This window comes from Chryseobacterium tongliaonense (assembly GCF_041224435.1).
In the GTDB taxonomy this organism is placed as follows: domain Bacteria; phylum Bacteroidota; class Bacteroidia; order Flavobacteriales; family Weeksellaceae; genus Chryseobacterium; species Chryseobacterium tongliaoense.
The window spans coordinates 87,633-110,889 of record NZ_JBGFFD010000009.1 but is presented as its reverse complement, the minus strand read 5'-3'; the positions used below and the strand labels follow the sequence as shown (position 1 = coordinate 110,889).

15 protein-coding genes and 1 tRNA gene are annotated in these 23,257 nt (G+C 36.3%); 6 read left to right on the top strand and 10 right to left on the bottom strand.

Annotation, left to right across the window (positions count from 1 at the left end; all coding sequences use genetic code 11):
- Positions 1-251 precede the first annotated feature (251 nt).
- Entirely contained in the window at positions 252-1,367 is a 1,116-nt protein-coding gene (locus AB8P06_RS17390) for a pectate lyase family protein (protein ID WP_369843510.1), read from the top strand.
- Positions 1,368-1,465: 98 nt separating this feature from the next.
- Here AB8P06_RS17390 and pelA read toward each other — a convergent pair whose 3' ends face one another.
- Both pelA and AB8P06_RS17380 read right to left on the bottom strand, forming a co-directional pair.
- The gene (gene pelA / locus AB8P06_RS17385) at positions 1,466-2,485 is read right to left on the bottom strand and encodes a pectate lyase (protein WP_369843509.1); all 1,020 of its coding nucleotides are present in this window, start codon (positions 2,483-2,485) and stop codon (positions 1,466-1,468) included.
- A 1-nt stretch (position 2,486) separates the two neighbouring features.
- Entirely contained in the window at positions 2,487-3,668 is a 1,182-nt protein-coding gene (locus AB8P06_RS17380; protein ID WP_369843508.1) for a BT3233 family polysaccharide utilization protein, read from the bottom strand.
- 186 nt (positions 3,669-3,854) lie between these two features.
- On the opposite strand from AB8P06_RS17380, the gene AB8P06_RS17375 reads away from it, so the two are divergent.
- On the top strand, positions 3,855-4,340 hold the full coding sequence (locus tag AB8P06_RS17375; protein ID WP_369843507.1) for a DUF4822 domain-containing protein: 486 nt from the start codon (positions 3,855-3,857) through the stop codon (positions 4,338-4,340).
- Between the two features lie 70 nt (positions 4,341-4,410).
- On the opposite strand, the gene AB8P06_RS17370 is transcribed toward AB8P06_RS17375, so the two are convergent.
- Genes AB8P06_RS17370 through AB8P06_RS17355 form a run of 4 tightly spaced genes read right to left on the bottom strand, consistent with a single transcriptional unit; the run spans position 4,411 to position 14,372 of the window.
- Entirely contained in the window at positions 4,411-5,109 is a 699-nt protein-coding gene (locus AB8P06_RS17370; protein ID WP_369843506.1) for a hypothetical protein, read from the bottom strand.
- Between the two features lie 10 nt (positions 5,110-5,119).
- On the bottom strand, positions 5,120-11,884 hold the full coding sequence (locus AB8P06_RS17365; RefSeq protein ID WP_369843505.1) for an RHS repeat-associated core domain-containing protein: 6,765 nt from the start codon (positions 11,882-11,884) through the stop codon (positions 5,120-5,122).
- A gap of 8 nt (positions 11,885-11,892) precedes the next feature.
- The gene (locus AB8P06_RS17360) at positions 11,893-13,038 is read right to left on the bottom strand and encodes a lamin tail domain-containing protein (RefSeq protein WP_369843504.1); all 1,146 of its coding nucleotides are present in this window, start codon (positions 13,036-13,038) and stop codon (positions 11,893-11,895) included.
- Positions 13,035-14,372, bottom strand: coding sequence for a tetratricopeptide repeat protein (locus AB8P06_RS17355; protein WP_369843503.1), 1,338 nt, complete (start codon positions 14,370-14,372; stop codon positions 13,035-13,037). Before AB8P06_RS17355 ends, AB8P06_RS17360 begins: the two co-directional genes overlap by 4 nt.
- Before the next feature lie 630 nt (positions 14,373-15,002).
- Here AB8P06_RS17355 and AB8P06_RS17350 point away from each other — a divergent pair.
- On the top strand, positions 15,003-17,144 hold the full coding sequence (locus AB8P06_RS17350; protein WP_369843502.1) for an outer membrane beta-barrel protein: 2,142 nt from the start codon (positions 15,003-15,005) through the stop codon (positions 17,142-17,144).
- A gap of 326 nt (positions 17,145-17,470) precedes the next feature.
- Here the strand turns inward: AB8P06_RS17350 and AB8P06_RS17345 are convergent, their stop codons facing one another.
- The 4 genes from AB8P06_RS17345 to mce form a co-directional block, all read right to left on the bottom strand.
- Positions 17,471-18,235 carry a Rossmann-fold NAD(P)-binding domain-containing protein gene (locus AB8P06_RS17345; protein ID WP_369843501.1) on the bottom strand — a complete coding sequence of 255 codons (765 nt, stop codon included), beginning with the start codon at positions 18,233-18,235 and terminating at the stop codon, positions 17,471-17,473.
- A gap of 37 nt (positions 18,236-18,272) precedes the next feature.
- Positions 18,273-19,037, bottom strand: a complete 765-nt coding sequence (map, locus tag AB8P06_RS17340; protein WP_369843500.1) for a type I methionyl aminopeptidase — start codon at positions 19,035-19,037, stop codon at positions 18,273-18,275.
- Positions 19,038-19,236: 199 nt separating this feature from the next.
- Positions 19,237-19,310: transfer RNA gene (locus tag AB8P06_RS17335), tRNA-Ile, on the bottom strand.
- Positions 19,311-19,372: 62 nt separating this feature from the next.
- Positions 19,373-19,771, bottom strand: coding sequence for a methylmalonyl-CoA epimerase (mce, locus tag AB8P06_RS17330; RefSeq protein WP_369843499.1), 399 nt, complete (start codon positions 19,769-19,771; stop codon positions 19,373-19,375).
- Positions 19,772-19,865: 94 nt separating this feature from the next.
- Here mce and rbfA point away from each other — a divergent pair, with 94 nt between their 5' ends.
- From rbfA to AB8P06_RS17315, 3 genes are read left to right on the top strand one after another with little or no spacing between them, the layout of a single operon-like run.
- Positions 19,866-20,225 (top strand): 30S ribosome-binding factor RbfA, encoded by a 360-nt coding sequence (rbfA, locus tag AB8P06_RS17325; protein WP_007844995.1) that lies wholly within the window; start codon positions 19,866-19,868, stop codon positions 20,223-20,225.
- Positions 20,226-20,228: 3 nt separating this feature from the next.
- Complete coding sequence (locus AB8P06_RS17320) at positions 20,229-21,434, top strand: ABC transporter permease (RefSeq protein WP_369843498.1); 1,206 nt, start codon at positions 20,229-20,231, stop codon at positions 21,432-21,434.
- Between the two features lie 50 nt (positions 21,435-21,484).
- On the top strand, positions 21,485-23,257 hold the full coding sequence (locus tag AB8P06_RS17315) for an endonuclease (protein ID WP_369843497.1): 1,773 nt from the start codon (positions 21,485-21,487) through the stop codon (positions 23,255-23,257).

Genomic DNA, 23,257 nt, shown 5'->3' with positions numbered 1-23,257 from the left:
CAACAGATCTATCTATCCCCAGATTCCATGAATCATACAAATTCCTTGTAAGATCCGTGTAATCTGGGGATTTTTTTATTTTAGCAATCTACTTCACAATTATTTTAAATATTATTTAAAATGCAATCGGTTGTTCATATTAATTACATAACATTATAATTATATAAATATAAATACATTAAAATATAAAACAATTTATTAATTATTACATAATTTTATTTAACATTAATAAAAGAAAACAAGTATTAACTATGAAAACAAAAATCAAAGTTGCCTTATTTACGGCAGCTCTAAGCTCAGCTTTTGCTTTAACAGGCTGTGGGCAGGATGACATTAAAAGTGAATTAACTGAAAATTCAAATGTACTCAGGCATGAAAAATCTCTTTCAGCCAACGCTGTTATTCCTCTGGCCAGCTGCTTTGCTCCCGGTTGGGCTTCTCAAAACGGCGGAACTACCGGAGGCGGAACTGCAGCCGAAACTACGGTTTCCACGTATGCTCAATTAAAGGCAGCTATAGAAAACACTGCTGTAAAGGTGATTAAAGTAACGGGAACGATTACGATAACGACCCGTTTGTCTTTTCAGGATCAGACCGGGAAAACAATTTACGGGGCAAGCGGTGCCAAGCTGGTTTCTACTGACCAGACTGCGAGCGGATCCGGTATCATCAATATTAAAAGATGTAATAATATTGTGATCAGAAACCTGATTTTTGAAGGACCGGGAGCTTATGATACCGACGGATGGGATAATGCCATTCTGGATGACTGCCGAAATGTATGGATCGACCATTGTGAATTCAGGGATGGTGTAGACGGGAATTTTGATATTAAAAACAAATCAGATTTCGTTACCGTATCTTATACGAAATTCCATTATCTGAAAGCTCCAAAACCTGGCGGTTCCGGAGGTACGGATGATCACAGGTTCTCTAATCTTATCGGATCAAGTGACGGTGCAACGGCAGATGCGGGAAAACTTAACGTGACTTTCGTTCGTTGCTGGTGGGCGCCCGGATGCAGAGAGCGTATGCCAAGGGTAAGATATGGTAAGATTCATATTATTAACAGCTATTTTAACAGTCCGGTGAGCAACAAATGTATTGCTGCCGGCGTACAGGCCAATATTCTGGTTGACAGAAATGTCTTTGAAAATGTAAAAGAACCGATCAACTTAATGAGCGGATTCACAGCTGTGACTCAGACAGGAAGTACTTTCACCAATGTAACAGGGAATACTTCCGGAAGCGGAACGGCATTCACGCCACCTTATACCATCCCTGCTTTATCCGTTTCTGCCGTTAAAGCGGATGTAACAGCCAATGCGGGCGCTACATTAAGCGGAAACATCTGCAATTCTTTATAATCGGGAATTTAAAATACTTTGGATGTAAAAAACAAACGACTGGGAATTTTCCAGTCGTTTGTTTATTCTTTATAAATATATACTTATTTCACTTTAAATTAATCAGATAGATTGTTCTTTTCAAGCCATTTCGGATATTCTTTGCTGATGAGCTTTTCCGGAGCATCTCCAAACCAGCTGTAACCGTTTCTTCTTTCTTCGGAAACTTCGTTATAATTATATTTTACGCTTCCGTCACGGTCTCCGAAAAGGGGTTTATTGGTCTGAATGTCATAAAACCTTGCCCAGATCACCGAATTTTTATCTTCCGCCAAAACTCTTGATATTTTCCCGTTTTGTTTTGAAATATTATAGCTGTATCCTTCGATTTTGTTTTCTTTGAACCATTTTACAGCAGCTTTTACAGATCTTTCAATTTCGGGAGTGACAGGCTGCATCATCAGAAAACGAACGATATTCACAGATTCTCCTGTTGCCAGGGAAATGGGTTCAAAAGCTCTGGCTTTATCGGGTTGCAGAGTGATTTCATTGTACTGGTCTGCCCAGATTGACGGACTTCCTTTTTGTTTTACCTGGGTTTTCAAAATACATTGAATTCCTTTTTGTACGGCCTGAATGGCTTTTTCCCTAAGTTTAGAATCGACAACGTTAAAATCATTTTTACTTTCCGCTACATTATATAAAACCGTGAGTGCATTGATCATTGCATTATCATTATAGGTTACCTGTTTCCTGTACAATCCGGAATTCGGGTAATACTGAGGAAAGCCGCCGTTTTCATATTGCATCAGGAGAAGGTATTTAATTCCTTTTTCCGTTGATTTCAGGTATTCAGGATTTTTTGTGGATTGATAGGCTTTTATCAGGGCATTGATTTCTTTTGAGGTTGCATTGTTATCAATCGTTGCATGGTCGTCACCCGTTTCTTTTATTTTCCTTAAAAGATTTTTATCTATGGGAAGGCTATAATTCACGACCGATTTATCATCGAGCTGTTTTCCCCAAGCCCCATTCGGGAGCTGATAGATTAGTATTTTTTCCGCCAGGGTATCTTTTATCTGAGCTGAAAAAATGACTGTAATAAATGAAAATGCCAGTATTGGAATTTTAAGTTTCATGTTATTTGATCTTAATCATTAAAGGATGGGCGATAATCATGGATTGTTTTTGCAATAGTGCTTCCCAGTCTTTCCGAGTCTGAACCTGTCCGCTTTTCTGCCATGCAAATCCGGCGTAATAAATCAGATTATTTGAAGGTTTTGTAACAATCAATAAATTGCTCTGATCTGCCACATCAGATTTTCTTGCCCACGATTTTTCAACAGCAGCAGGGTTTACAACAATTCCTTCTCCTACGAAAGCGTCATCAATTTTTTCCCAGTGAAGATACCAACCGTTTTTATCATTTATTTTCACCTCACCTTCATTTTTATGCAGGGTAATACCGATCGTATAATTCGGAACTGGTTTTTCTGTTTCAAACCTGGATTCAAATCTGGAAAAATTAGAACCAATATCCAAAGAAACCCGTTTTATTTCACGAACTCCATATTCACTCCACTTGTTATAAGTCAGTTCAAAAACGGTACGCAAAGGGCCTTCCGCAATAGTTTTAGCCGTCACGAAATTCTGAGAAACCTGAAGCTTGTCATTATTCCAGATACCGATCCCGCCGGTTCCCCTGCTGTCTCCGACTTGGTACGGGTCATAGCCTTCACCTCTTGTATCTTTGTGGTAATACATCGGATCTGTCAGGTATCCTTTGTACCATTTATTGATAACCGGTTGATCTGTTCTTTTCAGCCAGATATCAACTCCGCTTGAGAGTGTGCTTCCCTGAATTCCCGCAAGGGCTTCTTTCTGACCTTTCGGCCCGTAAACCCTGAATGCAATTTTATCATTTTCCCATGTATAATCATCCACTCTTTCCGGAACCAGTCTTGAGTAAGTGGTTATTTTAGTTTCAGGAACAGGAATTTCTGCATTTCCTACGATGGTATAGGTATTGGTTTTTTTTGCTTCTATCACTGCCGGGAAGAGTAATTCATCATTTTTGCCATCACTGTCGTTATCTATCCACTGGATGGGAAGATATTTATTATGACTGTCTTTTATTCTGAGATCTGTTTCTTTGTTTTTGCTTAAAAATGATTTCAACCGGGTTGAAGAGATTGAAACAATTTCACTTCTTGGGAAATCCAATGTATTGCTGAGCTGAATGGAATTTTGAGCTTTTATTGAAGCCATTCCAAAAATGCAATCGATTGCGCAAATCCATCCGAAAAGAGATACTTTATTCATAAACATTCTGAATTGTTTTTTCAAATTTAATCAAATATTTTATGTGAAGAATAAAAATGCTCATCAATGATAAGGATTTAATGGCAGTTTCTGAGATCTGTGATATTTTTTACAACAGAAGAGATATTTTATACAATTTTTTAGATTTTATAACGGATATGTTTGCAGTGTTTAAGAAATATAAAAATGAATATACTAAAAAAATTATGCTCCCTGTTTGCAGTATTTGTATTGACAATGAGTACCGTATCATGTTCGAATGATGATGATGAAATTGTCGTTACAGAACCCGGACTTACTCCGTCACAGGTATTGGCATCTACGCCCTGGGAAACGACTGATTCTAAAAACCAGAACGGACAATCTGTTCCTCTGACAGATCCTAATGTGGCAAACTTCGTGGGATTTGCTTATTTTAAAGCCAACGGTACATTCACGATGTACAACCTTGATGATTCGCCGAAAATGCATGGCGACTGGTCGGTTTCCGCAGATGGTTCCACCAGAACAATTGTCGCGAAAGATAATAACGGAAATGTACTTTTTACGAGAGTGGTAAAAATTACAGTCCTAACGAAGCAGGAGTTTACGTACAGAATTTATCCTGATGCGAATGATACTTCCGTGTATTATGATATTATCCATACGCCGACAAATCATCCGGAGCCTTAGGATATGTATTTTAATGCAAACCCCGGCTCGAAGAGCCGGGGTTTGCTGTTTGAAAAATCAAATTGATTTTTTACTTTTTAGATTCGAGAAGGAATTCTTCTCCTTTAAAAATAATTTTTTTATTTTCAATAATAGCTATATCACTTTCAAATTTTTCCAGTGCAAAATCTGTAGTATCAAAATCTGTATCGATAAGCAGGTTATTATGTATCATGTTTTTATAGTTTTTAGTGGTAAAACTAATTGTGTTGATATTATAATCACTTCTCATACGCCAGTCATCCAGATTCGGATATATTTTAAAGTAAAATTTTTCTGAATAAAATTTAGGTAATTTAGTATTATTACCTATAATCATACAAGAACTTGTGTCATCAACTCTTTTTGAATTTTCTAAACCTGTTCCACAGATATAAACTTTAATCAGTTCGTCATATTTCTTAAAACGAATATTAATTGAGTCATTGGAACTTTTATCAAGCTCTTCCAATTTAAAGGATTTTTCTGCTATGGAATCATAAGAAGTAGTAGTAAACAATAACATATTATTTTTTCTCTCAAAATTTCCAAAACTTTTTGCTATTATTTCTTTACTTGTTATATCCAGCTTTACTGTTTTTTCTTTCTGAAAATAGAATTTTTTATTTTTTTTAATCACTAAAAAACTCCCTGATTTGCTAACATACTTTCCATACTCAACATCCTGAGCAAAAAATACTTGAAAACTTAACAGAAATGTCAGAAATGAAATTTTTATATTGGTATTCATACTATAAGTTTTAATAGCCCCTTGCAATTACAAATTCTTTGTTTATTCCGGATATATTTGAAGCTCCCTCTATAGAACCGGTCAAACTATAGCTCACTTTATAAGCCTGTATCTCCGAGCCATATCCATACAGTGACACTCTATCTCCTTTTACAAATGTCGTATGTTTATACGTTCCTTTGACAATATGATATGCATGAACCATCTCATGGATTAATACATTTACACTTCGATTAAAACTCACAATTAAACTTTTATCATTATCTCCCCATATAACGGTACCCTCTAAATCAAATTTACTATCTCCTGAGGAAGGAACTCTTGTACTAACAGTAATAGAAAAAGCATGTTCTTTACTTAATAAAAAGGCCAGCATAGATTTAGCTTCAACGAGCTGACTTTTCTGACTGGCCAAATCATTATTTGATCTTGTCAATCTGTCAATTTTCCCTTGTCTTGTTGCTGCCTTTATATCTACCTTATTTTCTTCTATTTTACTATCAATCTCTGCTATTCTTCCATCAATCTTCTTACCAATCTCATCTTTATAGTCTTCTAATGTTTTAGCAGTATCATTTCCAAATTCTTCAAGGGTCATATGCGCAACGTGATTTAACCCACTTGTGATAATTCCTTGTCTAAATCCTTGCCAGAAATTACCCCCTGCGATTGTTGCACTAATACCACCGCTTAATCCTCCGGATGTCACCATAATAGCTTTTAACAAATCTGGATTTTTACTTCCAAAATTCCCTATATTTCCTAAGCCCTGAACTCCGCTTGCCACTAAGGAAGATACCATTCCACTTAATGCTCCGGCTCCAAATTTTCCACCGTCTACCACAGACATCATACCTCCGGATATTGCATGCATTCCGGCTTCAAATAATGCCTTACCTACACTCAGCCCCTCACTGAATACCGAGGTTGCTGCTGCTCCGATTCCAAAACTTATAGCTGCAGATACAGCGCCTACTACAGCAGCTTTACCCATCCCGTACCAGAATGGTATTCCACTGATCATATTGATAATTGCTTTACTGAAAATGGCTATTGCAACACCTATAACTACTGCAACACCCAAGGTGATCGGCTCATTACCGTCGATGTCTACAAATAATAGCGGATTATTATATACATATCCGAATCTGTCATAACTTTGTGTATTAAATGGATCAGCTATGAGATTATCCGGACTGAGGAACTTTCTAAGAACAGGATCATAAATCCTAGCATTCATATTGATCAGCCCGACAGTCTGCAAATGTTCGTGACCAGTGTATCCTCTATCCAGGAACAAAGGTATAAACCTCAACTGTTCAACATTTGTAATAGTCTGACCGTTAGAATTTACCAATCCTTTCAAATTACCCCAGGCGTCAAAGAATCTCTTCTCCACAACCGAGCCGTCTGTTTTGGTGATAGCCAGAATACTTCCAAGGTTATCTCTGTGAAGGTAATAATTGCTTTTTTCAACACCTGCATTGTTTATAACTTCCTTCTTAATGTAATTGGCAGAGTAAGGATCTCCGGTAATATATGTTATTAATTGTATTTCTCCCGTAAGATTATCTTTCGTCATTTCTATCGCAAAATCCGAAGAATAAAATTTGGTTTTTTTATTTGTTTTTGAAGTCATTGAATATCTTGTTTTCAAGATATTATAATCAAACTTCAGATTATCTCTACCCGCTAAAATGATATTATTAGGACTTTTAAAAGCATTATAAGTAACAGTAGCAAAGCCTCTGTTTGTATTTATATTTTGTCCGTTTGTATTGAAATTAATATTTTGAAGCTTATAATCGGTTTCATTATAATTGTATTTCCCAAGCTCGGTATTCGAAGTGATCCGGCCTCGTTTATCATACGTATATTCATTTGTTAAAACACCGTTTACAGCTTCTGAAAGCAAACGATTCAGCTTGTCATATGTAAAATCTTCTTTCTTGCCAAATGTATTGTTTCTTCTCCAATTTAATACTCCTTTATTAACATCATAGTTATAATCTACATCCAGAGCTACCGTTCCATTTGTCGTATTCTGATGCTTCGTATTATATAGGGAAAAATCCGTCGGATTATATTGATTGGTAATCGTATATCCATTACCATATTCCATCTGAGTAATCTTTCCTTTTGAATTGGTATCTGTAAGATGCCAAACCATTGCTCCCGTAGTGTTGTCATTCTGCTGAATAAGAATACCATTGCTATCATACACATTCTTAACAGAATCACCGGAAAGATATCCTGTACCTGTAAGGACAGTATAAATGCCGGAAACATCAACTCTACCAAAACTGTCATAAGTTGTAGTGGCACTATATACAAATTCAGGAGTTTGTTCGCTTTTTCCGCTTACACGATAATACTGATCATATGTAGTACTATAAATAAAGCTTACTCCGTTGTTTGTTCCTGTGATCGTTTCAGGAAGCCTACTCTGTGTATTATAGGTATATGTCTTTTCAATATTGGTATTCTCCGCAGTGGTATTTCCGTATGTTTTCTCGGTAAGTGGCCGTCCCAAACTGTCGTAAGTGAAAAGAGTATATCCTTTAGGTGTTATTTCTTTAGTAATACGGCTTAGGTTATCATACTCATAACTAAATGTTCCTGCAGAAGGATCTGTTATTTTAGTTTTATTTCCCCAACCGTCGATTTCAAAAGTTGTTTTTATCCCTTCATAATTAGTTTCTTTAGGAGATCCATTAGGATAATAAGAAAAGGAAATAATACCGCCATGATCCTGTTGTCTTATAACATGTCCCATTGCATCAAGGGTTTTGGAAGTTTTTTTATAACCGTCATCGACCGTTACCTTCATTCCTTCATAACATGTAGTGATTACCTTACCCGTAAAGGTGATATTTTTAACGGGGCGGTTTAATTCATCATATTCTATGGTATTCCATTTTACAGGCTCCCCTTCGAACTGCTCTTCGGAAAGTTTTATTTTTCTTCCAAAAAGATCATATTCTGTTTTTAATACAATCCATTTATTATTAAGTCCCTGAGTTTTAGTCTGAATTTCTCTGTCAAACTTATCAAAAGTAACAATTGTTTCTGCTCCGCCTTCTCTCTTTTTATGTACATTATAGACTCCACCTGTAGACGCGTTAGCAACTGATTTAGAAATTGTTGTTTTCTTTCCGAGAAAATCAGTAACTTCTGTAATATTACCCCAGGAATCATATGTATAGCTTGTAGTTAACCCTAAAGGTGAAACTTCTGACAGTGTACGTCCAAGCGCATTAATATCGGCTGTAGAAAATAATCCGTCGGGTGTTGTTGTTTTATTTACATAGCGATTGGTAGCATCATATTCATAGGTATTGGTATGTGGTGCAATTCCTGCAGTAGATAAAGTCTCTGTTTTCGTATTTCCAATAGTGTCATAGGTATAAGTGGTAACCAAAGGAGTACCATTGGCTTCATTCCCATATTTTCTCGTTTCAGAAACATTTCCATTAGGGAAATAATCTGATTCGCTTTTTGAGGTGAAAGACAATCCGTCTTTATAAGTAGTATCTTCTAATGATGCTATTTTCCCATAAAAATAATGGTCACCGTTTGAAAATTCAGGTTTGTAGGTATACTTTGAAAGTGAAGAACCTATTCCGTTATAATTTGTATAAGATGTTTTAAGTTTTAAATCATCAGCTTCATCGTACACATATTCTTTATCAATATAAATCTGTTTAAGATAATCCCTGGTAAGTTCATTGGTTGAAAGAATAAGATATTGATGGTTTCCTTTATCAAATTTTTTATTCGCTATTGAAGATTCTGTAAAATACTTCTTTATCCCACCATATGTAGAAGCAATTACCACATTATCCAATGTAGGGTCTTTGGTCTGTATACTCCAAAAGACAGCTTTTACCGGATTCTTATTGACATACTTCCCGTTTTTCAGCTCAGATTCGTAAGGATCACTGGAATACGTTTTCTGAAATCCTAAAAAACCTTTTCCTTCCAGATGCTGGATTCCGTTTTCAAAGCGGTATTCTTTAGTAATAATCTTACCATCAAATATGGTATGGATCTTATTTGCAAGATAAAGCACAGGATTTGATTTGTGCACATAAAGCGGATATCTCAGATAATCCTGGGTTTTATAAAGGTAGGTTGCTTCGTCTGTCGTAGGACTTACAATCATATTCCTGTAATCTACTTTTTGAAGCACATCTGAACCGTTGTTTACTTCCTGAATCTGTTTTTCAAGGAAATTACTGTTATCAATGGTAATATTCGTTGATAATCCTACGAGTGGATCATAGATATAAACTCCGGCTTTGGAAACATTCAGATAATCAAAATTGGTTGCAGAAACAATCAGCGATAACGGAGATATTTTATTATCAACAATTGAATAGCTTGTGAGCTGCTGGAAAGTTCCGCCCTGCAGATTCTTATTTTCATAAAAATTTACACGATTCGTAACATCAGAATTAAACGGAACAATCGTTATGGGTGCCGTAAGTCTGAACAATATATTGCTGAGGTTGTTAATAGGTACTCCACCTAAAGAACCGTTAGCATTGTATTTTGCTGATCCAATCTTGTTTAATGTAATAATATCGGAACGACCGTCATTATTAAAATCCGTAATGATAATATTATGGGTAGAATATCTCGTGTAAGCATATTCATCAGGTTTACCATTCCAGAATTTCTGCCAGAAAGTGGATTTTTTAATATAATTACTTTGGGAAGGCTTTAGATAAGCAATTTTCTGCGATGTATAATCTTCCTGGTTTTTGGTAAATGTAACTCCGTTCCCGGTATATTTCCACCAGAGAAGTGTTTCATTCTGCATGTTGTAATAGGTCTCACCCATTTTCAGTCCTGAATTATCATCTTCAGGAATACTGTACACCTTCTGAGGGGTGATGAAGTCAGTAAGCCCATCCCCATTAAAATCACCTAAAAACAGAGGTGTCTCACTCCCGAAATTAGATAATCCCTGGTTCGTAATTACTGTACTTAAGGAATTGGTAGTGAAGTCAATTTTATATACTGAAAATCTTGCATTGTATTTATCTACTGCTAACAGTTCCGGCAAACCATCACCATCAAATTCTATAGGGTAAACATCTTTCCCATAAAGCGAGACAGAAGATTCATTTAACAGAACAGGATTGAGCTCAACAGGTACTGCTGAAATGGTTTTCCCTACTTCTGCCCAATAAATACGCTGTGGACGGTTTACATTCTGTGGCTCTACAATAAGAAAATCTATAAGCCCGTCATTATTAAAATCTCCCTGAATATATTCTCTTCTGGTATAATCTCTGGTATAAGTAGTTTCATAAGTTCCGTCACGGTAATAATCATAAGGATCCGGCGGGATGTAATTCTGAACTTCTACCAATCCTCCTTTTACCGGAACTTTTACTTTTCGTTCAATTCCGGTTACCAGATTTTTTATATCAAAAATAATCTCGTCTTTCAGCTGCTGATTCCCGGGGCTGTTGGGGTTATCAAAATCCCCGGTTCCTATAATATTTTCGTAAACGTTAAGTAATTGATCTTTCTCTGTAATTTTATTATTACTGTCTAATACTTTTCCGGAAAAAAACAGGTTCCCGGAACTGTTATTCAAAAGGCTTATCGAAGTAGGTACCATACCGGCACCTATCTTTAGTCCGTACCCGTTTGACATCCTTGTCTGGAAAACAGGTTGAATTTTTTCTACATTATTGTTAAGAAAATCACCAATTGCTACACTTCCCAACCCGGTAATGATCGGTGATGAAATAGGATTTGCAATCCCCAGGCCAGATTGTGTACTGGTAGTAATCTTTACAACCCCCTGATTCGATGTGTTATAGTTAAAATTTAAAGGTTTTAAAGTTTCTGCGCTTTCGTTGCTGACCACAATAGTACGGAGACGCTCTACGCTGTTATCTTCAACAAAATCATAGGTCAGATTATATTTTCTGTATAAAGCATTATAAGTAGATCCGGAATTGATCTCATCTAAAACTTTTGTATTGATAAAGGTATTCCCGTTTCTGAATATCTGGATATTCTTTTTTCTGGCTTTATATAAAAAATTGATATAGAACTTGTCATTGGCAACACTTGTCCCGCCATAAGAAATTTTCGTTACGACAGGTACGTTGTTTTCTACCTGGTAAGAATAATGAATTTCATTATCGAAGGCATCAATAAAGGTAGAAATATAATATTGTCCTGTAAGCAGCTCTTTATATTTGGCTATTCTCCCGTCTGTATACTGAATAACAAACTGAAATTCCCCGGAAACAGGCTTTGTGATTTTAACCTTTGAAAACTTTTCGGTAACAAATGTTGTTTCATTAACTTTTATAAGTCTTTGCCCGTCTAAATAAAAAGGATCATTATTATTAAACTGTGGTCCAATGGTTATCCCATCGATCTCTTTGCTTTTTCCACCTCTGTTGATTGTAGACAATCCCATAATATTCCATCCCCAGCCGGCTTGCCCGTTACCATTCTGGCTGTTATAAGCCAGGGCAATATTAGGCTGGAAATTATTTAACCCCTTTAGAATTTCTATGGGTAAGGTATAAGTCAGTGCTCCCGATTCACTCACATTCATTTCCGCGTTTACGGTGGGCGTTAATACATCAGGAAAGGTTTTTTGTGCCGAAGCACCCGATTCCGAAGATTTTTCTGCATATCCGGAAGTACTGTAAGGCAACGGAATTTCTTGAATATTCTGCGACCTTATAAAGGAAAAAAATACAAAAAAAGTAAATAGGGAATATATTTTGAGTTTCATGTTAGTTATTACCATTTTAAGATGTTTTTGGATATTACCTGTCCTGTGTTTAACACAAAATTTGCAATAAATGCACCCGGCAGCTGATTCTGAAGGCTGAATGTAGTCGTATTAATTCCGTTTCCGGGAGCAAAACCATAAACTACAACACCAACAGAGCTGAATACCTGAATATTATTGATCTTATTCATTGCCGGACCAGACCATGTAAGTGTTACATTATACGAGTTTGATGATTTGGTCGGGTTTGGTGAAATCACGATACTGTTTTTTATGGCTTCAAGCTCATCTGTGGTATATCCCGAAGGCTCAGAACCCGGAGTGGTCTCAGACGAACAACCTGCTCCTGCCAATGCATTTCCTGCCTCATCATAGGTAAAGCAAACAGATCCCTGGTCATAACTGCCATTAGGATTCTGGGTTATTTTTTCAATATTGATAAGACATACATTATTTAATAACGCGCTTACATTATCACTCCAATCGAGAAATCCGTAAAACTGCTGAAAATCACTTTTCACCAGATCATCATAGCTTTGTGTAGGAGGCACATAAACGGCTTCCAACGGATTGGGTATCCCTTGATACTGTCCTGTATTAGGATTATATTGTATTGACTGAACAGTGTAAAACAAGGCCGGAGTTTGCCAGATATTGGGAATAAAATTGAAGAGGTCTCCGGGAGACCAGCTGTAGGTACTTTTATTCAGCATTGTAGCTCCGTTAAAAGATCTTCCTAAAGAAATTTGTTCCGATTTATTTCTGAGTATGATCCTGTCCTGAAGGATTATCTGATCATCTTTTCCGACCGTCGTAGAAAAAAGTTCTGTAAATGGAGTCGTACCCGTTGGGAATGTACTGTACGCAATAACCATAAACTCCCCTTTCTTTATTATCTTTTCGGGAAGCCAGAAAATCCCTTGCGGATCTCTCAGGTACCAGTCATTCATATTAACATCTTTGTCACTGAAATTATATATTTCTACAAATTCACCCCAATGGTGTTTGTTCGCATTCACAATATCAGTATCATGCTGAAAATACAGCTTTTCGTTGTATGGGGTATTATAATATACCTCAGTAATCAGTAATTGGGAATATACCGATTTAAAGAAAAGCATAAAAAGTAGGGAAATAATAAACTTAAGCTTCATAGTTTATTGATTAGTTTTTGTAAATTTTGCAGGTGGCTGATATTGGAGGAATCTCTGTTAAGATTCATCAGAGCCAGCGATTTTACCATCTCATCCGGGTTATCTGTATATGACCCCGGATTAACAGCAATATTGATGATCATATCTTTAGCATCATTATCCCCTTTTTTAGCATGGAATTTAGCTGCTAAAACATTCATTCTGTCAATAAGATGCGGGTTGGTTATCCCGTACATATTCCTGCTTTCTTCCAATATGCTATTTCTGGCAGCATCAGAATTTCCTGTAATAATATCAACTTTTATTTGTCTGGTGATATATTCGAACTTTTTAACGGGAGAAAACGTATTAACTTTCAGAAAAGCCATTAGTGTATTGGCTTCCGCAGGTATGGGACTATTGTCGTTTTCCACTTTTCTCAGGTGAGCATCAAATAATGCCAGCGCAGACCAGAATGTTTTTTTAATGTTATGGTTTTGGGCTTCAAGTTCAATTAGCGTATCGTATTTTTTCTGATACTTAGCCAGATCTCTGATGTATTTTATAAAAAGAGGATCCTGTTTGTTAACCGTATCATAATATTTGACGGCATACTCCAATGCCACATCTGTATTTTTCTCTTTTCTGTATTTTTTAAGAGTCAGCTGATACATTTCCCTGATGTGCGGCCGTCTGATATCATTATTAGGCTTGGAAAGAAGCTCCTCGAGCTTGGCACTCATCTTCTCGGTAGAGTACTCGTTGAACCTGTTTTTGTTATACTGATATTGATCTTTCCTGTATTTTTTTAATGGCACATTCGTATGAGGATTCTCCGTATCTGCATTCCATTCTACAAACTTGTTGATCTTCTCCAGCTGTTTGGCAATATTATGATGGTTTGAATGTCCTTCTAGGAATGAAGTATACTTTTCCTGGACTTCTACCAATACTCTGCCTTCAATCCCCAATGTACTGGCCAGTTTTTTATTCCCCATTGCGGCATTAAAGTATTCCCTATAAAGCCTCTGCTTTATGTCAGCACTTTCCGGATTAATTTTTACCGCCTCACTAAGTAATTTAATGACATCTTCCTGTTGTCCGCCGGAAAGAATAATTTTTCTTAAACCATCATAAGCCCTGACCTCGCCGGGATATCCAATAAGTATATCATCATAAATTTTCTTTGCTTCCACAAGTTTCCCGGTACTACGCAAAGAAGCAGCTTCTTTTAAAGCTGCATCAACATCTATGATATTGGTACGTTTAAATGATTTTGAAAATAAAAAATTAGGAAAAAACAGAGAAACAGCACCTAATGAGCTTAGGGCTAGAAATTTTTTTCTGGTTATCATTTTTTAGTTTTAAAAAAAAGGGGAAGACAGGGTTTAATGCCTGGATTGTTATACCACATAAGTTTTAAAATCAATGTTTAACTTCCCCTTACGTTGATGCAAATATAAAACTTTTTATGATTCCATGAAATAATATTAAATCAATTTAATGTGATTTTTATAAAATTTTTATTTTTTATACATCTTTTTAACTTAAAAGCATACAAATAATCAGACATTTAACTACTTATAAGAAAATAAGAATAATTTAAAAATAAAAAATAACATTAATTCTATATTAAGTTTAAAACAATTCAAAGCAGGTTAATCGTTAAATCAAATCAATTTAATATAATTTAATCACCTTAAAGGAAGAAACTATTAATAATTTACAATACAATATGATTTGATATTTTCATTTTTTAATTAATACGTAACAAAAGCGCACTAAATGCAAATTTTTACTAATCGACTTAAAAGAGAATGACAGATATGAACCCTAATTAAAATAATTACCCTTTTCTTCTTTTTGAATCCGTTACATTATACCCCATCAGGATATACAATATTAATTTTCTGTTTTTTTTCACCATCAGGTGTAACATATCCTTAGTAACAGGTGTCTTATAAGCATGAAACTCCATTTTTGAAATGAAAATAATTTTAGCACCTATCGCTTTATTAATAAGTTCCCTTACTTTTGCCCAGGCAGTAAAAGATACCACAACCAAGCAAAAAGAAATAGAAGCGGTTACAGTGACCGTCAGAAAACCAACCGTAGAATCGAAGGTTGACAGAACGGTTTTTAATGTTGCCAACAGCTCTATCCTTGCAGGAAATACAACCTGGGATGTACTGAGAATGACGCCATTGGTCAGTATTGATAATAATGACGCCATAAAAGCAGAAGGTGAAGCGGTTACCGTTTATATCAATGACAGAAAATCTGTTTTTACAGGTAAGGAATTAAAGGAATACCTCGCCACAATTCCAGCTGATAACCTGATGAAAATTGAAGTGATTACAAGCCCGTCTTCCCGCTACGAAACATCCGGATCGGTGATCAATATCGTCCTGAAGAAAAGGGATGATGAAGGAATGAAAGGAAGTGTAACCTTCAATAACAGACAAAACACAAAAAATTCACAGTATACCAACCTTAACCTCAATTATCATAAGAAAAATTTCACCCAAACCCTGATCGGAAGCTACAGTGACAATACATGGGTACAGAAAAACCTTAATGTTAACAGCTTATACGAGAATAACGCCGTTACCACGATCAACAATGAAACCATTTCCAAAAGCAAAAATCCGTCTGTCTCCTCCACTTCGGAATTTGCACTGAATGATAAAAACAATGTAGGGCTCATCCTGGAATATTATCAGAATAAAAACAATTCTACCTCTGATGCAGACGGTACAAAATCCCTCAATAATGTGTTTGAGAATTCATATCATCAGGACCAGGATTTAACGGGGCGTTACCGTACTTTGGGAACCAATGTCTTTTATAAATATTATGATAAGGAGAAAAACAGGATTCTGGATGTCAATTTAGGTACCAACTACAATTCCCAGGAAAGCATGAATGAGTTTTTAAAAACATTCAGCGACTCGCCCACCGTGAATCAAATTATAACAAATTCCAATGAACAGACCCGGAATTATTATGTAAAAGTAGATTACACCCAGCCTTTGGGAAAATCCGGCGGCACTTTTGAGGTAGGAGGAAAAATGGATTTCAACAATAATGTAATTCCAAATGATCTGTATGATAACAGCCAGAGCAATCCCCGGAGAAATGATATTTTCCATTATGAGGACAATATTAACTCCCTGTACGCCAACTACAGCAAAACTTTTTTCAAAAAACTGGAAACCAGAATCGGACTCCGCTATGAGCATATTGATTATAAAATGAGACAGGATGTTGCCGGTACTGAAAGAAAGGATTCTTACGGAACATTCCTTCCTAATTTGTTACTTAAATATTCTTTTTCAGATAAATATGACCTGAGCCTTACGTATAACCGTAATCTTTGGCGCCCTTGGTACTCAGAGTTTAACCCTTTCCTTATTCCGACCAGTGAAGGAATCGCTTCCCGCGGAAATATGGATCTAGAACCCAACCCGAGCCACAGGCTGTATATGAAACTCGGAATCCTCAAAAAATATTTCCTTTCTGCAAGGTATATGTTTACTGATCAGGATTACTGGACTACCTTTATTGAAGAAGGCGGCCAAACGGTTACATTACCCGCCAATTTTAATGGAAAGGTAGAGAAGTATTATCTTTTTGCCAATACCAACCAGACTTTTCTGAAAAACAAGCTGAATGTAAATATCGGAGTTGGCTGGTATTATATTGATAACAGTGATTTTAACCAGAGAAATGACCTGAAAGCCAGAAATTACATCAATTATCTTGGGGCTTCTGCTAACCTTTCATATACCAATCTTTTCAACAAAAATATCAATCTGAGTGCGTGGGTTGAGCTTTCCAATCAGAACAATGGAAATTCTTATGCCAATAAAACCAATGTCTTCCACAACATCTCTATGACCAAAATATTCCCTAAAACACAGATGGAAGTGAGTTTGCAACTCATGAATATTTTCCAGAGGCCTAATTTTGATGCAACGACCTACAGCCAGACCGGAACTTTCCGAAATGCTTCAAAATCTGACTGGTACGGATTTTCTCTTTCATTCGTAAAACGTTTCGGAAACCAGAAAGTGAAGGAAAACACCAAAACAGATGTAGAGAAAAGCGGCGGCGGCGGAAAGTAAAACTAATTACCAGACATAATAAACTTTAAACTCTTTGATTTTCCAATTGATACATCAAAGAGTTTATTTTTTTATTAATATTCCCAGGTAATTCACTAATGATTTTTTATTAACGCAAAGCTTTTAAAATCCGACCGCTCTATTTAAAAAAAACAAAGAAAAGCAGCAAGACTTCTATGAAGCATTTCTTTTGAAAATATATTTTATAGATTAAAAAACTTTGCTCATCTTAGATATATCCAACTCATAATTTTCTTTGCAATATAAAAACCGATCTTTAAAGAAACCAGAATAATAAGTGTAAAATACAGTATCTATCCGTATTATCATATATGGAAATATCCTGGATCCGGATATTGAAAATCAAACTCCAGCTCGGAAATCATTTTTAAAGGCGAAATTGTTCTGTTCTTTTCAGAAACCTTATTTTGTATAAAAGTAATATTATTCTGAATATCCAACACTTCCTGTTTCGTTGGATGAAGAGGTGCCACCACATTATAAAGCTTTGAATGTAATTGTTTTTCTATCATTCTGAGAATTACAGAACAAATATCTGAGTAATGAATATGGTTGACAACAGCATGCGGATTTGAAACTTTAAAATTTTTCAGAATTCTACCATCACCCATCAGTCCGCCTAACCTTAAGATATTTATTTGGTCATATTTGTTTTTAGCTAAGCTTTCAGTCAAAACCTTCTCAGAAGACAAATCATCTTCAACAAAGTCTACCGGAATATCCGGATAAACTCCTGTTGAGCTCATCAAAAAAATCTGCCCGTTAAAATCACCGATAAACGAAACTAATTTTTGAAACTTATTTCGTATGGCATCTACCCCAGACCTTTTTTCAGAAAACGGAATTGTAATAATCAATACATCCAGATCTGTTACAACATCCCATCGATTTGGCATATTATCAGATCCATTATCATTAAAATTGACCAATGTTGATTGAAATCCTTTATTATGAATGAGATCAACTTTATCGGGAGAAGTTGTTGTGGTATAAATTTTATAATTATCCGATAACCTTTCTGCTATTCTCGAGCCCAGCCAGCCATATCCGATAATTCCTGCTTTTTTCATATTGAATTATTTAATGAAACATCAGCTTATTCCTGTATTAATTCAATATCTCATTCATTTCAGTTAAAATAATGGGCTTCCCGTCGGTTACCACAATCGTATGTTCATGTTGAGCCATATAACCGCCATTATTTCCGACCATGGTCCAGCCATCATTCAGCTGTACGGCAAGATTTGAAGAGGTTGAGATAAATGTTTCAATAGCAACTACAGAATTTTTCTTGAATCGTCTGGAATCAAAACGGTTTTTATAATTGAACAGTTCGTCAGGTTGCTCGTGCAGGCTTCTTCCGATACCATGTCCGGCAAGATTTTTAATGACTCTGAAGCCTCTTTTTTTAGCTTCGGTTTCCATTAATAAACCGATGTCTGCTATTTTTACGCCACCTTTTATATTGCTAATTGCTTTTTGCAAAATAGCTTTGGAAGCGTCTACCAATTTCTGATGCTGATGAATATCCTTTCCGATGATAAAAGAGCCCCCATTATCTGCCCAAAATCCGTTGAGCTCTGCCGAAACATCAATATTTATCAAATCCCCTTCCTTTAAAACCCGTTGATCTGTAGGAATACCGTGACAAAATTCGTTATCCACGCTGATGCATGTCCATCCCGGAAAACCATAAGTCAGATAAGGAGCCGATTTTGCTCCAAAATCAGAAAGGATCTTTGCTCCGTATTCATCAATCTCTTTTGTCGTCATACCCGGCTGAGCATAATTAATCATTTCTTTCAAAGTATAGGCAACCGCTTCACTGGCTTTCTGCATCCCGATTAATTCAGATTCGTTTGTAATGGACATCGTTTTTAATTTTTGATTGTTGGTATAATTTCTGGTAGACTATTTTGGTTCAATGACCGTTGGTGTTGCAAAGTTAAGGATTTAAATGTTTGTTGTTTTAATAGTTTCCTAACTCAATATCTATAGACCTGAATTAATATGCTTTGGTTTTAAATAATAAAAAAAGACACTCACATTTCTGTGAGTGTCTTTTTTATTGTGGTCCCACCTGGGCTCGAACCAGGGACCACCTGATTATGAGTCAGGTGCTCTAACCAACTGAGCTATAGGACCTCAAAACTTGGTTAAATTTTGTGATTGCAAAAATAGCAAAATTTATTTCACTACAAAACTTTTTATTGCTTTTCTTGACAAAGTTCTACCAGCACGCCATTGGTGGATTTCGGGTGCAGAAAGACAACTAATTTATTATCTGCACCTTCTTTCGGTTCTTCGGAAATAAACTGAAAACCTTCTTTTTTTAATCGTTCAACCTCTTCAAGAATGTTTTCAACACCAAATGCCAGATGATGGATGCCTTCTCCTTTTTTATCGATAAATTTTGCGATCGGGCTTTCCGGATTGCTGGCTTCCAGAAGCTCTATTTTACTTTCCCCGGTTCCGTAAAAAGAAGTGACAACCCCTTCCCTTTCTATGGTCTCTTTTTTATAGGACTCTTTTCCTAAAAGTTTTTCAAAAAGTTCATCAGAAACTCCTAAAGATTTTACGGCAATACCGATATGTTCTAACTTCATAAATACTATTAAATTATAATTAAATCGTAAATTTGATACAGCGATCAAATTTCAACTGAGCAATTCAAACAAAAGTACTAAATTTGCAGAAATTATGGAAAGTAACAGACAAAGAAAAGTAGCACAGATTATACAGGAAGACTTCGCGGAGCTTTTCAGGAAACAGGCTGCAGAAAGCAAACAAAGTATTCTGGTAAGTGTTTCGGATGTAAAAGTATCTGCCGATTTAGGAATTGCAAAAATTTATTTAAGCATTTTCCCTCAGGAATTCCGTGCTCCTGTCATGAAAGAGATAGAAGAAAATAAAGCCCAGTACAGGAATTTTATTGGCCAGAAGATGGCAAAACAAGTTCGGGTAATCCCTCAATTAAATTTTTACTTAGACACAGCCCTTGATGATGTTGAAAAACTTGAAAGAGAACTGAGAGGAGAAGGTGACAATCCTGTTTTATAAGAATTGAGAAACATTGCATTTTATATCGCTTCAAGATACCTTTTAGCCAAAAAAGGGAGTACCGCTGTTACGTTTATTACGTGGCTGGCTATTGGAGCTATGACCGTGGCCGTCACTGCAATGTTTGTGATTATTTCTGTTTTCTCAGGCCTGGAAGATCTTAATAAAGAACTGATTTCCAACCTGCATGCAGACCTTACCATTAAAAGCAATTCCGGAAAAACCATCAAAGACCTGAACAAGGTGAACCAGGTTTTAAAAAGCAACCCGGAAATCAAAAGCTTTTCCAAAATTATCGAAGAAAAAGTATACATCAGCTACAACGGAAAAGGTGATATTGCCTTTTTAAGAGGGGTTGATTCCGCTTATACCAAGGTAAATCCTATTGACAAAGACGTTTTTTACGGTTCCTATCCTGGATTTGAATACTCAAATGAAGTATTGATGGAAAACTCCCTGGACAATAGATTATCCATCCCTGTAAATTCTAACCGGGATTATGCCACGGTTTTTATGCCAAAGCCGGGAACCGGGATCATCAATAAAGAAGAAGACATTTACAATAAAAAAGATATCATCGTAACCGGTGTTTTCCCCGGGAAAGATCAGCTTGACAATTATATTATTTCTCCGATAGAACTGACGGAAGAATTATTAAGCTTACCTAAAAATTCGGCTTATCAGATTGTTATCAAACTAAACAATCCGGAAAACGCTGATGTTGTAAAAGACAGGCTCCTTTCATCTTTAGGAAAGAATATTGAAGTTAAAACCAAAGAAGAGGAAAATGCCGCATTCTGGAAGATGATCAATACGGAAAAGCTTTTCATCTATTTGATTTTTGCACTCGTTATTTTCATTACGACATTTAATCTTGCAGGAGCTATTATTATTCTGCAGCTTGATAAAAAAGAACAGGCCAAATCTCTGATTTCAATGGGGCTTCCATTAATTCAGTTGAGAAGAATGTACTTTTATACCGGGGTTCTTATTGTGATATGCGGAATTATTTCAGGACTGATTCTGGGAACGGTTCTTTGCTATTTCCAATTGTATTCAGGATTCTTCAAAGCCAATGAGACTCTGCCTTTCCCGGTAAAAATCGTAGGCAAAAATTATTTCATTGTAGCCATTACGGCTTCCTTATTCGGATTCATCATTTCGTGGGTATTTTCAAAGATAAGTAAAGAGTATATTACTAAAAATTAATATTCTTCGGAATCACATTTTTGTACCTTTACCGCCCAATTTTTTTTGAAATGAAACGAATTTTATTCACTTTTTTACTGAGCCTTGCATTTTCGAATGCATTTGCACAAATTCCTACGGGATATTATGACGGAACTGCCGGCTTAACAGGTGCAGCTCTTAAAACTAAATTAAGCCAGATTATTTCCAATCAGCAGGATCATGGCTATAATGGATTATGGGGAGGCTATGCAACCACAGACCGTGATACTTCTTACGAAAACGATAATACAATCTTAGATATTTATTCTGAAAACCCAAACGGTGCTGATCCTTATAATTTCACTTATGGAACTAACCAATGCGGAAATTACAGCAATGAAGGAGATTGCTATAACAGAGAGCATATTGTTCCTCAAAGTCTCTTCAATGAAGCTTTACCTATGAAATCGGATATCCACTTTATCCGTGCTACAGATGGAAAAGTAAACGGAATGAGATCTAATTATCCTTTCGGGAAAGTAGGTTCTACATCTTTCACTTCCATGAATAATTCTAAACTGGGAACTTCAGTTTCCCCGGGATATTCAGGAATTGTTTTTGAGCCGATTGATGCATTCAAAGGAGATGTTGCCAGAATGATTTTCTATTTTGTAACAAGATATGAATCACAGCTTTCATCTTTTGACACAGGAAATATGCTTGGCGGATCAGCTTTTCCGGGACTTCAGTCTTGGGAGCTTAACCAGCTATTGGCATGGAATGCAGCAGATCCTGTATCGCCTACAGAAATTACCAGAAATAATGCATCTTACGTTTATCAGGGAAACAGAAACCCTTTCATAGACCATCCGGAATATGCCAATTCAATCTGGGGAACACTGGTTGCAGATACACAAGCTCCTACAGCAGCAACGAATTTAACGGCCAGCAACCCTACTTCAAATTCAATGGTTCTAAACTGGACTGCAGCGACTGATAATATCGGAGTGGCAGGTTATGAAATTTATGTAAACGGGACCTTAAACACAACCGTTACAGGAACTACTGCTACCGTTCAGGGATTGGCTCCGTCTACACTATATAACTTCTATATTATTGCAAAAGATGCAGCCGGAAATTCATCACCACAAAGTAATACTGCTACGGGAACTACTTTGGCAGGACCTGTAGGCGGAAGCTGTGGAACAGAAACTTTTGACGCTATTCCTACTTCCAGTGCAAGCTCTTATGCAGACAGAACATGGACCAGCAATAATATCACCTGGGCAGCCACATTTGCAAGAACTGATGAAACCATTAATGGAAAATCAATTACAATCAGAGGCGGAAACCTGACAAGCTCTACAATTTCAGGCGGAGTTCAGAGCTTAACATTGACCACTCAACTGAAATATTCAGGGACTTCAGGAACTCTTAACGTTGAAGTAAACGGAACTGTTGTCGGAACAATCCCTTACAGTGCTACTGTAACAACCACAACAATCAACGGAATCAATGTTACTGGAAATGCAGTAATTAAAATAACGAATCCTTCTACCAATAACAGAGTAGCAATGGATGACCTGAGCTGGACGTGCGCTACATTAGCCACTTCAGATATTACAAAAGGTAAGTCATCTTTCAGTGTGTATCCTAATCCGGTTAAAAATAGCGAACTGTTTGTAAAAGGTGAAGACCTGAGCAAAGTTTCAAAAGCTGAAATCTATGATCTGTCCGGAAAACTGATAGAATCAATTGCCCATCCGTTCAAAAATTCCAATAAGATCAATCTTAAAGGAGTTCAGAAAGGAATTTATATTCTTAAAACCGATAAGGCTTCTACAAAATTCATTGTAGATTAA